The following is a 10,839-nucleotide window of genomic DNA, read 5'->3' on the forward strand; positions in this document are numbered from 1 at the left end:
ATTTCCCTAATATTCTACATAAAATAACAGTGATCCATTTAGTGATACCACCTGGATAAATTAAGAAACTATCGATTCATGTCCTTGTCAACTTTATAAATGAATGCGAATACCTCTGCAACAGCTCCATACAATTCTTCCGGAATCGTTTGATTTATATCCAATTGACCTAAAAGTGCAGCAAGCGATTCGTCCCTTTGGACAGGTATATCCAGTTTCTTCGCCTTTTCCAGAATTTTTTCAGCAGTTTTACCTTTTCCCTTCGCCAATATGACGGGCGCTTTGGATGTCTTTTGATCATACCTTAAGGCAATCGCTTCTTTTCGTTTATCATTCATCATATTCGAATATCCACTCCACTATACGAACCGGCTACTGAAAAAGGAACCGGTTTCACCCCATGATCCCGCTCTTTTTCATTCACAGGATGTACAAAGGAAACCCCTGACAATCGGTAATCCATTTTTTCGAGGTTCTCTCTCAGGATGTCAAGATATTGGCCGGCTGCCTCTTCAAGGACAGCGCCATTCCCATTGGCGACCGTCACTTTGATGATTCGGTTTTGAACCTGCATGTCGATGACCGTCTCTTTAAGGCGTTCCAATTCTAAATAAAATAGGACACGGCAGTAATCCGGGTCAATTTTGCCATCTTTTGTTTTTCTTCCGCTCCATTGTAAAGTCAGGTCCGTTTGAGCAGACCCCAGATTGAGTGGAAGTGTAAGAAGTAAATGCTGAATCGGTCCATTTCCCTGTGAAAGGATCTGTTGCGCAGTAATCCGATTTAGGATTTGTTCTGCCATCTCCTTCGTAGATGCCGAAATTTGCTCATTCAGCAATTTAAGCAGCAGCGGTTTAAGTGTCTCCAGATCCTTTGGGAATTCCTCCATATCAACCGCTGAAAGGTTAATGAGTGCATGTTCCAGCTGAAGACCAAGGATCTTGGTCATTTCTTTCAGTTGATGTGCAACAGAAGGTCCGTCGGTGAAATCGATTGTTTGAAACTCAGCTTCCAATACATGTGAAAGGACCAGCTTCTCATTAAACTTAGCGTATTGGGCCTCAGGAAGCCTATTAAGCGCCTGAAACAATAATTCAGCCACCTTACCCTTCGACTCAGCTACTTGATCTGTGTCCTTATTCATGTAGCCTATAAGGTCATTCACTTCCTTTTTTTCGCCTACTGCCTTTTTAGCTGTTGCTTCGATAAAGGAACCCCGGAGTAAATGAAAGGCCAGAGAGGAAAGTTTTTCTGCAGGAATGTTTTTTCTCGGCATCGAGTGAATATTAATTGGCAGTTTTGCCCCCACCTGTTCATGACCGTTCAATATGCGATTAATAGCAGTATCGATCTCTTCAACTTTTGCAAATGCTCCGCTTTTTGCCTCGGAAAGCAGCTGCAATCCTTGGTGTAATTTATCAACCGCTGAATTCTTAGCAATACCTGCCCTAGCCTCAGCTCCATCAATTAAATTTTCCAGAAAAACAGATTCCGTCATTCCCTTTGGTATGAAACCCGTCTTTTGAAGTAGGGAAAATGCACCGGATTTCATTTCTGGCGTTGAATCGGAATCCAGCCAAGTGGTCACTAGTTTTTGCAAACCGATTTGTTGAAGCTGGTCCTGTTTAGCAACATGTAAAGAGTCCAATACTTCCATAAGCTTGACGGCAGTCCTCGTCACTGCTCCACTATCCTCCAGCTTTTGCTTGAAGCTACTGAGGAGTTTGTGGAAAGGTTCACCTTTGAACTGTGTAAATAATGCTTCAAATACATCTTTTACAAAAGGCAATTGCTGAATGAACATCGTTTTTATTACAGGCAGACCGACTTCTGCAGCATCAGCAGCTTTTAACCATTGCATGGCGGGCTGAAAAGTTTCCTTGGTTATCGGGAGGCGATTTGTCAGGAGATATTCGGCAAGCTTCGTTGCGGACGGTTCGGGCGTTATGCCGAGATGAGCGATTAATTTTGCAGCCGTTCCCTTTATGCCGGAATCGTTCAAATCGGGGGCATTTAAAGCTTTTAACACGAGCCCCCCCTCAATTGGGTGCTGCACTTTAAACCAATGCCTTTCTCCTGTTCGAAGCGGGATATCTAGAGTGGCAATCATTTTTTGATGGCCAATCTGTACCTCGGCCGTTCGGTTAGGTAAAACCTTATTCACCTTCCCGAAAAGGATTTGCCCGTTTTTCCAACTCGCAGTTCCTTTTATTTCAATCGGTGAAGGTAACGGTTGTCCGCCTGTTATGGATTGCACCACACACCCCCCCTTAATCCTTCGTTCGTGCAGCTATTTCCTTAACTGGTGCAAAACTTCTTCTATGCCAAGGTGTAAGCCCGTGCGTGTCGAGCGCTTCTAAATGTTGGCTTGTCCCGTAACCCATGTGCTTTTCAAAACCAAATTCCGGATATTTCTCACCATATTCCTTCATCATTCTATCACGGGTCACTTTCGCTATTATGGATGCCGCAGAGATGCTAATGCTTCTTGCGTCCCCCTTTATGAGCGAAAGCTGCGGAATCGGCACATCCAGTTCCATTGCATCGATCAACAAATGATCAGGAAGTTCCGACAGGTCGTTCAATGCGGCCACCATTGCCTTTTTCGTAGCTTGATATATATTGATTTCATCAATTACTTCGCTATGTACAACACCTACACCTATGGATAGTGCTTCTTTAAAAATCATTTCATAAAACAGTTCCCTTTTTGCCTCTGGAATCTTTTTAGAATCATTAAGCCCTGGCAAATAAAAAGATTCAGGCAAGATGACTGCACTCGTCACAACTGGTCCTGCAAGAGGTCCTCTTCCGACTTCATCAATACCAGCCAGAATGGAAAACCCCTGTTTTCGCAATCGCCGTTCAAACTCCGTCATTTCCGTGAAAGCATCCCTTACCTGTTGTTCTTTTTCATAAGCTCTTTGCCATTTGCTTACTAAGTCGGTTACTCCCTTTCGTCCGTCCTCCCGGCACTTCTGTAAAAATAAATCTTCGGGCTCTCTTATTGTCTTTAACTTTGAGGAGATTTCCTTAATGCTCATTTCGGTTATCATCGTTATCACCCATCATATTAATTATCGGCAGCCTTGCTCCCTTTCTACAGACAAAAATACGGAGCGGAAAAGAGACATCAAAAAGAGTAAGCCTTTTCGACTTCCAACTCCAGCTCCGTATCAATCCTTTTCACTGATTGTCTTCAACAATCAGGCTAATGTTAATGTTATTCGGGGATATCATTCTCTTCATAATCCAAAGGGACCTCTAGCGTAAGCGGACCCATCTTTTCTGAACGGATTTCACGTACGACCAACTCTGCGGTTTTGTCATAATCGATGAAGCCCCCAGATGCTAAACAGCCCCTGAACTTTCCGACCGCATCGAACAATTCGAGCGTTTCCTGCGGAATTACATCCAGGTTATAACGGGATTTCAACCTATCCGGATATTCTTTTTCCAAAAAGCGAAGGCCGTATAATGAAACTTCATGCAAGTTTAAAATCGTATCTTTAATCGCACCTGTCAACGCAAGCTTCAAGCCTACTTCTTGATCCTCGAATTTCGGCCAGAGAATCCCCGGCGTGTCGAGCAATTCCAATTCCTTGCCAACTTTTATCCATTGCTGCGCTTTCGTTACGCCAGGTGTATTCCCTGTTTTGGCAATGTTCTTTTTGGCAAGTCGATTGATCAAAGTCGATTTCCCCACGTTCGGAATGCCGACTATCATGGCACGGATCGCTCTCGGCTTTATTCCTCTTGATTCCATCCGCTCATATTTCTCTTTTAAAAGTTTTTTTGAAGCAGCTGTAATCTGGTTTAAACCGTTTCCCGCCTGTGAGTTAATGGCAATCGCCGTTTTCCCCTGCGATTTATAATGTTCAAGCCACATATTCGTTTTTACAGGATCGGCCATATCAGCTTTATTTAAAAGGATGACCCTCGGTTTATGCTGAATGATTTCATCGATCATCGGATTTCTTGAAGATGCCGGTATCCGGGCATCCACAAGTTCAAAGATGATGTCGATCAGTTTTAATTTCTCTGTTACTTCCCGTCTTGCTTTGGCCATATGGCCAGGGAACCACTGTATTGTCAATGGAATGCACCTTCCTACTATTCCGCCAATCGAAAGTCTTCGATCGGCCAATAAACTAATTTAGTTTTTCCTAACACTTTATCGTAAGGAACGACACCTACGCCAATATGGCGGCTATCCTTACTAAAACGGCGATTATCCCCCAGGACAAATAGGTGGCCTTCAGGCACCTTTTCTTGATCTATGACATCACTTAATGTAAAAGGTTCCGTCAAGTCCCCGCCATCAATCAATTGTTCTTTATATTCATCCAAGTATGGCTCATCATAAGCTTTTCCATTCACGTAAAGAGTATCATTTTTATATTCGACTTTTTCCCCTGGCAACCCGATGACCCGCTTTATGTAATCCTTGCCTTCTGGAGCTTCGAAAACGATAATGTCGAATCTTTTCGGTTCGCCAATCGAATAGGAAATTTTATTAACGATCATGCGGTCGGTATCCTTTAATGTCGGCATCATGGAATTACCGTCCACCACAATAGGAGCCAGAAGGAAATAACGAATCAACGTCGCCGCTATAACCGCGATTATGACCGCCTTTGTCCATTCCCACAATTCATTTTTCTTTTTCGCCATCCTTACCCACCCTTTTTGAAGCATATCAACAATTATTTTAACATGTTGCGGACGCTATAGCGAGCAGGATTCTATATAGTTTTCACCGTAAGTGTATTCATCGTTTCTTAAAGTGCAAAAAGGGAGCCTGATAAACAAGCTCCCTTTTTGCATGATACTGTTTGGTTATTCACCTTATGTGGATCATGGTAAACCCGCATGAAGATATTCGAAGAATTAACGACGAATTTCTTTAATACGTGCTTTTTTACCACGAAGTTCGCGTAGGTAATAAAGTTTCGCACGACGTACTTTACCGTGACGGATAACTTCTAGTTTCGCAATTTTTGGTGTGTGAACAGGGAAAGCACGTTCTACTCCAACGCCGTAAGAGATCTTACGTACTGTGAAAGTTTCACTAACTCCGCCGCCACGACGTTTGATTACAACGCCTTCAAACAACTGGATACGTTCGCGAGTTCCTTCAATAACCTTTACGTGTACACGTACTGTGTCACCAGGTCTGAATGATGGAAGATCTGAGCGAAGTTGTTCTTTTGTGATTTCGTTAATAAGATTTTGCATCGATTTCAACTCCTCCTGGACGCTCTTGCAAATACTTATTGTTTGCAGCGGAACATCGTTATAAGACTGAGCATTTTGCCCAAGTCACAAGGTATATCCTATCATACTATAAACGTCTATGCAATAGACATCAGTCTTCTTTTTTAATCTCGGACAATAATTTTTCTTCGACTTCCGATAGTTCATAACTATCGAGCAAATCCGGACGTCGAATCCAGGTTCTGCGCAGGGATTCTTTCATCCGCCATTCATCGATTTTCTTATGATTCCCGGATATTAGCGGATCGGGAACTTTCATCCCACGGAAATCTGCAGGTCTAGTATAATGTGGATGCTCTAACAAACCAGAAGAATACGAATCAAGAATCGGGGAGTCAACATTTCCAAGAACGCCAGGCAGCAAGCGCACAACGCTGTCAATAATGACCATTGCGCCCAATTCCCCGCCTGTAAGCACGAAGTCACCTATCGATATTTCATCAGTGACGACATGCTCCCGGATCCGCTCATCATACCCTTCATAATGCCCGCAAATGAAAATGAGATGTTCCTCTTCAGCCAACTCTTCGGCTTTTTTCTGCGTGTAACGCTCTCCCTGGGGGCAAAGCAGGACTACCCTTGGGGTTAGCTCAGTTTGCCCTTTAAGAGCTTCCACGGCATCAAAGATCGGCTGTGCCTTCAATACCATTCCAGCACCGCCGCCATACGGATAATCATCTACCGTCGAATGCTTATTATCTGCATAATCTCGGAAATTGGTCACCTTATAGCTGACAGCCTGCTTTTCCGAAGCCTTTTTTAAGATTGACGAACCAAATACCCCTTCGAACATTTCTGGAAAAAGCGAAAGCACATCGATTTTCATCAGTCTAAAAGTCCTTCCATCGGTGTAATGATGACCTTTTTAGCGGAAATATCCACTTCTTTTACAATTTGTTCAATATACGGAATCAGAATGTCCTTACTGCCAGCTTTCTTTATGACCCAAACATCATTTGCACCAGGCGTAAGAACCTCAATGATTTCCCCAACTTCCATGCCCTCATCCGTAAATACCGAACAGCCGATGATTTCATGGAAGTAGAACTCACCTTCGTCCAATTTACCAAGCTGTGCTTCCTTGACTTTAAGGACCCCGTTTTTAAAAGCCTCGACTTGTCCGACGTTATAATAGTTCTCGAACGTCAATAGGTTAAAGTTTTTATGGGTGCGATGCGACCTGATGACAAGCGGCAAAGGTTTTTTCTCAGTGTCCCTAAACAAATACAGAGTATTTCCTACTTTGTATCGTTTTTCTGGAAAGTCTGTTGAAGAAATAACACGGACTTCTCCTAAAAGACCATGTGTGTTGACAATTTTACCTACATTAAACCATTTTTCCATTCTTTCACCTCTAACGAATTTCCGAGACGATTCCATCTTTAATGACAATGGTCTTCGTTGCCATGATTTCGTCCCAATCTGCCCCAATTTCCACATCAATGATACTTTGAACTTCCCGTTCCTTCAATTCACTTCCGGCGGGAAGGATCTCCAACTGCTCCATTTGAAATTCAAGCAGTTTAATTTTTTCTTGCCTCTGATTTATTTCTTTTTCAAAATGAGCACGGAGACTAGCAGGTTGGAGAGTTCTTGTTTTTTCAAGTTTTTTCAGTTCAAAGCGAAGTTGTTCACTTTCTTTTTGAAGCTGAAGGCGTTTTGACTTGTATTTCTCGAGGAGCTGATTCTTGCTGGATTCCGTTAATACTTGGTTAACGATTACATTTTGGAGAATTTTCATTCCAGCACCTCCTATTATCTATGATTTCGTATATCCTTCTAAAAATATGTATGATGGGGTAATCTTTTTGAAATGGGGGTCATTCTCTTAAGTATAACGTAAATCGGTAAAAGATGCGTCTTAAAAGGCGTAAAGTTTAAAGCCCGAATTTGATTAATTGGGATCTAAGCTTTCTTGAAGTACAAAAAAAGGAGGGGTATTAACCCTCCTTATTCGGAAATCTCCAAATAGATTTTCTTCTGCTGTGAAGATCCTGCTGCATATACCACAGTCCGAATCGCCTTAGCAACACGCCCTTGTTTACCGATCACCTTGCCCATATCCTCTTTATGAACGGAGAGGATATAAACAATCCGGTCGGATTCTTCCTTGGAGGTCACGATGACCTCTTCCGGATAATCCACAAGTGCTGAAACAATCGTTTCAATCAGTGCTTTCATCAACTACCGTCGATTACTTGCTGTTTTTTGCAACATGGAATTTTTCCATGATGCCTTGTGTTGAGAATAAGTTACGAACTGTATCAGATGGTTTAGCTCCATCTTGTAACCATTTAAGAGCAAGCTCTTCGTTGATTTCAACTTTTGCTGGTTGAACAACCGGGTTATAAGTTCCTACCACTTCAATGTAACGTCCGTCACGTGGTGAACGAGAATCTGCAACTACAATACGATAGAAAGGAGATTTTTTAGCTCCCATACGTTTTAAGCGAATTTTTACTGCCATTTTAAATAAGCACCTCCGAATAGTTTCACACAAGATAGTATAATATCAAATGTCTTGCATGTTTGTAAAGGTTTTTTTCTTAACAGGTAAAAAAAGTGTTGAAATACATGGCTTCGACCCGTATTTCACCTTAGTTTTGACCTAAAATAAACCTTACATGAACGGGAATTTGAATCCCTTTTTCTTTCCTTTTTGCATGTTCGTAACCTGTTTCATCATCTTTTTCATTTCTTCGAATTGCTTCAGTAGACGGTTCACTTCCTGAATCGATCTGCCGCTTCCTTTGGCAATCCGTTTCTTGCGGGAGGCATTCATGGTTTCCGGATGTTCCTTTTCATGCGTTGTCATTGAACGGATGATAGCTTCAACATGACCGATTTGTTTCTCATCGATCTGAAGGTTGTCCATCCCTTTCATTTTATTCGCACCGGGAATCATTTTCAGAATATCATCAAGCGGTCCCATATTCCGCACCTGACCGAGCTGATCAAGGAAATCATCAAAGGTAAAAGTGGCTGTACGCATCTTTTTCTCTAATTCTTTCGCTTTTTCTTCATCTACATTGGCCTGCGCCTTTTCGATAAGGGTCAATACATCACCCATGCCGAGGATCCTTGACGCCATCCGTTCTGGATGGAAAGCCTCAAGTGCATCCAATTTCTCACCCATACCGACGAATTTAATCGGCGTGTTGGTGACTGAACGAATCGAGAGTGCCGCACCACCACGTGTATCCCCATCAAGTTTCGTCAATACGGCTCCTGTCAGGCCTAGCTGTTCATTGAAGCTTTGGGCTACATTGACCGCATCCTGACCGGTCATCGCATCGACAACCAGGAAGATTTCATCTGGTTTTGTCAACTCTTTGATATCTTTCAGTTCGCCCATCAAGTTTTCATCAACATGAAGGCGGCCTGCAGTATCAATCAACACATAATCATGATGTTCTTCCTTAGCTTTTTCAATTGCCTGTTTGGCAATTTCAACAGGACTGACCTGGTCCCCAAGGGAGAAAACAGGCATGCTTAATTGTTTGCCAAGTGTTTCAAGCTGCTTAATCGCCGCCGGACGGTAAATATCAGCCGCAACGAGCAATGGCTTGCGGTTGTATTTTTTCCTTAGAAGATTGGCAAGCTTTCCGGTGGTCGTCGTTTTACCTGCACCTTGAAGACCTACCATCATGATGACAGTCGGCGGTTTCGAGGCAACGGCAATCTTGCTTTGTTCGCCGCCCATCAGCTCCGTCAATTCTTCCTTGACTACCTTTATTACCTGTTGACCGGGGGTTAAGCTTTTCAGCACTTCCTGACCTACCGAACGTTCACTGACACGTTTTACAAAATCCTTCACGACTTTAAAGTTAACATCCGCTTCAAGCAGGGCCAATCGAACCTCACGCATCATTTCTTTAACGTCCGCTTCGTTGACTTTCCCTTTTCCACGGATCTTTTGCATCGTGCTCTGCAGTCGGTCGGCCAATCCTTCAAATGCCATATTGCCGCCTCCTAATCCAACTTCTCAAGCGTTGTGATTGCGTCTAGCAGCTTCTCTTTTGAAAAGGATTCCTTTTCTATGAGTCCCTTCATATTCGCAATCCACTGGTTACGCTCTTGAAATTTTTGAAATAACAATAGCTTTGCTTCATATTCCTCAAGCATCGCTTCTGTTCTTTTTATATTATCATAGACTGCCTGCCTACTGACTTCGTATTCATCGGCAATCTCGCCAAGAGAGTAATCATCCAGATAGTAGAGGGACATGTAGCTCTGCTGCTTCTCTGTTAACAACGATTGGTAGAAGTCATACAAATAATTAATCCGCGTTGTCTTTTCAAGCATCTTAGCAAGCCTCCCTGCTGTTAAGTGAAAACCCTTTACAAGTTTATATTGTAAAGCCTTGTTTATTTGATGTCAAGTTAAACTCCTTACCACTTGCTTGCAAAGCTTTATTTTTTTCTTTTTCCGCTTTTTAGACTTTTATGCAATTGTTTCCCTAATGTGCACAGTGAACAAAAAACCAGAAGAGAATGATCTCTTCTGGCTTACAATTTCTTAAACCTCTTCTTTATCGATGATATCGGCAAAAAGGCCATAAACATATTTCTCAGCATCGAATTCCTGTAGATCGTCCATTTTTTCACCTAGCCCGACAAATTTAACGGGAATGGCCAATTCATTGCGAATGGCCAATACAATTCCGCCTTTTGCGGTGCCATCAAGCTTTGTTAAAACAATACCGGAAACATTGGTCACTTCCTTGAATGTCTTGGCCTGAATGAGGGCATTTTGTCCAGTTGTAGCATCAAGGGCAAGCAACACCTCGTGCGGTGCACCTGGTACTTCACGTTCAATTACCCGTTTCACCTTTTCCAATTCCTTCATTAAATTCACTTTATTCTGCAAGCGACCGGCAGTGTCACAGATCAGGATATCCGCTTTACGTGCCTTTGCGGCCTGAATGGCGTCGAACATGACCGCAGCAGGGTCAGATCCTTCACCCTGTTTGATAACACTGACACCGACACGCTCTCCCCAAACCTCAAGCTGTTCAATCGCACCGGCACGGAAGGTATCCCCTGCAGCCAATACGACAGATTTTCCTTCTGTTTTGAATTTATGGGCAAGTTTACCAATAGTCGTCGTTTTACCTACCCCATTCACCCCTACAAACAAAATGACCGTCAAACCTTCTTCTTGTATATTCAGATTTGAAGTCGCTTCATCATCACCTTGGTAGATTTCAACAAGCTTTTCGGAAATAACGGACTGCACTTCCCTCGTATCAGAGATATTGCGAAGCTTGACTTCCCTTTTCAATTGATCAATCAGTTCCATCACAGTATCGAAGCCTACATCAGCCTGTATCAGGATTTCTTCAAGTTCTTCAAAAAAGTCCTCATCCACTTTCCGATAACGGGCAACAAGTTCATTAACCCTTCCAGTAAAGGAGTTCCTTGTCTTTGTCAAACCTTGCTTGAATTTTTCCCCTATGGATACTTCTGCTTCAACTGATTTTTCTTTTTCTTTTTCTTCCTGGGTCGTAAATTTCTCTTTTAGCTTTTTGAAAAAACTCATTGTCCCACTTCCTCTAATTCA

14 protein-coding genes are annotated in these 10,839 nt (G+C 42.6%); all 14 read right to left on the reverse strand.

Annotated features, from left to right (window positions below; all coding sequences use genetic code 11):
* Nucleotides 1–68: 68 nt before the first annotated feature.
* Nucleotides 69–341 (reverse strand): EscU/YscU/HrcU family type III secretion system export apparatus switch protein, encoded by a 273-nt coding sequence (locus ACFVS1_RS13460; protein ID WP_387548049.1) that lies wholly within the window; start codon nucleotides 339–341, stop codon nucleotides 69–71.
* Entirely contained in the window at nucleotides 338–2,257 is a 1,920-nt protein-coding gene (locus ACFVS1_RS13465; RefSeq protein WP_387548052.1) for a hypothetical protein, read from the reverse strand. The genes ACFVS1_RS13460 and ACFVS1_RS13465 overlap by 4 nt, the downstream gene beginning before the upstream one ends.
* A gap of 13 nt (nucleotides 2,258–2,270) precedes the next feature.
* On the reverse strand, nucleotides 2,271–3,053 hold the full coding sequence (locus tag ACFVS1_RS13470; protein ID WP_387549349.1) for a ribonuclease HII: 783 nt from the start codon (nucleotides 3,051–3,053) through the stop codon (nucleotides 2,271–2,273).
* A 170-nt stretch (nucleotides 3,054–3,223) separates the two neighbouring features.
* Entirely contained in the window at nucleotides 3,224–4,096 is an 873-nt protein-coding gene (gene ylqF, locus ACFVS1_RS13475; RefSeq protein ID WP_241591136.1) for a ribosome biogenesis GTPase YlqF, read from the reverse strand.
* 17 nt (nucleotides 4,097–4,113) lie between these two features.
* Nucleotides 4,114–4,674 (reverse strand): signal peptidase I, encoded by a 561-nt coding sequence (gene lepB, locus ACFVS1_RS13480; protein WP_387548055.1) that lies wholly within the window; start codon nucleotides 4,672–4,674, stop codon nucleotides 4,114–4,116.
* Nucleotides 4,675–4,890: 216 nt separating this feature from the next.
* On the reverse strand, nucleotides 4,891–5,238 hold the full coding sequence (gene rplS / locus ACFVS1_RS13485; protein WP_034313702.1) for a 50S ribosomal protein L19: 348 nt from the start codon (nucleotides 5,236–5,238) through the stop codon (nucleotides 4,891–4,893).
* A 130-nt stretch (nucleotides 5,239–5,368) separates the two neighbouring features.
* The gene (trmD, locus tag ACFVS1_RS13490; protein WP_387548058.1) at nucleotides 5,369–6,103 is read right to left on the reverse strand and encodes a tRNA (guanosine(37)-N1)-methyltransferase TrmD; all 735 of its coding nucleotides are present in this window, start codon (nucleotides 6,101–6,103) and stop codon (nucleotides 5,369–5,371) included.
* On the reverse strand, nucleotides 6,103–6,621 hold the full coding sequence (rimM, locus tag ACFVS1_RS13495) for a ribosome maturation factor RimM (RefSeq protein ID WP_214750782.1): 519 nt from the start codon (nucleotides 6,619–6,621) through the stop codon (nucleotides 6,103–6,105). Before rimM ends, trmD begins: the two co-directional genes overlap by 1 nt.
* A 10-nt stretch (nucleotides 6,622–6,631) precedes the next feature.
* The gene (locus ACFVS1_RS13500; RefSeq protein ID WP_034313711.1) at nucleotides 6,632–7,018 is read right to left on the reverse strand and encodes a YlqD family protein; all 387 of its coding nucleotides are present in this window, start codon (nucleotides 7,016–7,018) and stop codon (nucleotides 6,632–6,634) included.
* Nucleotides 7,019–7,227: 209 nt separating this feature from the next.
* Nucleotides 7,228–7,458, reverse strand: a complete 231-nt coding sequence (locus ACFVS1_RS13505) for a KH domain-containing protein (RefSeq protein ID WP_048684915.1) — start codon at nucleotides 7,456–7,458, stop codon at nucleotides 7,228–7,230.
* Nucleotides 7,459–7,471: 13 nt separating this feature from the next.
* The gene (gene rpsP, locus ACFVS1_RS13510; RefSeq protein WP_275730449.1) at nucleotides 7,472–7,744 is read right to left on the reverse strand and encodes a 30S ribosomal protein S16; all 273 of its coding nucleotides are present in this window, start codon (nucleotides 7,742–7,744) and stop codon (nucleotides 7,472–7,474) included.
* A 153-nt stretch (nucleotides 7,745–7,897) separates the two neighbouring features.
* Nucleotides 7,898–9,238: a signal recognition particle protein gene (ffh, locus tag ACFVS1_RS13515; protein WP_101224630.1), complete on the reverse strand. Its 1,341-nt coding sequence runs from the start codon at nucleotides 9,236–9,238 to the stop codon at nucleotides 7,898–7,900.
* Between the two features lie 11 nt (nucleotides 9,239–9,249).
* A complete protein-coding gene (locus ACFVS1_RS13520) occupies nucleotides 9,250–9,582 on the reverse strand; it encodes a putative DNA-binding protein (protein ID WP_034313718.1) in 333 nt (110 codons plus the stop codon).
* Nucleotides 9,583–9,795: 213 nt separating this feature from the next.
* Nucleotides 9,796–10,818 (reverse strand): signal recognition particle-docking protein FtsY, encoded by a 1,023-nt coding sequence (gene ftsY, locus ACFVS1_RS13525; RefSeq protein WP_352921494.1) that lies wholly within the window; start codon nucleotides 10,816–10,818, stop codon nucleotides 9,796–9,798.
* Nucleotides 10,819–10,839: the final 21 nt, after the last annotated feature.

It is taken from the genome of Peribacillus sp. NPDC058075 (assembly GCF_042885195.1).
In the GTDB taxonomy this organism is placed as follows: Bacteria; Bacillota; Bacilli; order Bacillales; family DSM-1321; genus Peribacillus.

Bases quoted from the DNA above. Each gene is read 5' to 3' on its own strand.
- trmD (WP_387548058.1), bottom strand. From the start codon at position 6,103: ATGAAAATCGATGTGCTTTCGCTTTTTCCAGAAATGTTCGAAGGGGTA.
- ACFVS1_RS13505 (WP_048684915.1), bottom strand. From the start codon at position 7,458: ATGAAAGCACTGATTGAAACGATTGTTTCAGCACTTGTGGATTATCCG.
- rpsP (WP_275730449.1), bottom strand. From the start codon at position 7,744: ATGGCAGTAAAAATTCGCTTAAAACGTATGGGAGCTAAAAAATCTCCT.
- ACFVS1_RS13500 (WP_034313711.1), bottom strand. From the start codon at position 7,018: ATGAAAATTCTCCAAAATGTAATCGTTAACCAAGTATTAACGGAATCC.
- ACFVS1_RS13520 (WP_034313718.1), bottom strand. From the start codon at position 9,582: ATGCTTGAAAAGACAACGCGGATTAATTATTTGTATGACTTCTACCAA.
- lepB (WP_387548055.1), bottom strand. From the start codon at position 4,674: ATGGCGAAAAAGAAAAATGAATTGTGGGAATGGACAAAGGCGGTCATA.
- ftsY (WP_352921494.1), bottom strand. From the start codon at position 10,818: ATGAGTTTTTTCAAAAAGCTAAAAGAGAAATTTACGACCCAGGAAGAA.
- rimM (WP_214750782.1), bottom strand. From the start codon at position 6,621: ATGGAAAAATGGTTTAATGTAGGTAAAATTGTCAACACACATGGTCTT.
- rplS (WP_034313702.1), bottom strand. From the start codon at position 5,238: ATGCAAAATCTTATTAACGAAATCACAAAAGAACAACTTCGCTCAGAT.
- ffh (WP_101224630.1), bottom strand. From the start codon at position 9,238: ATGGCATTTGAAGGATTGGCCGACCGACTGCAGAGCACGATGCAAAAG.
- ACFVS1_RS13460 (WP_387548049.1), bottom strand. From the start codon at position 341: ATGATGAATGATAAACGAAAAGAAGCGATTGCCTTAAGGTATGATCAA.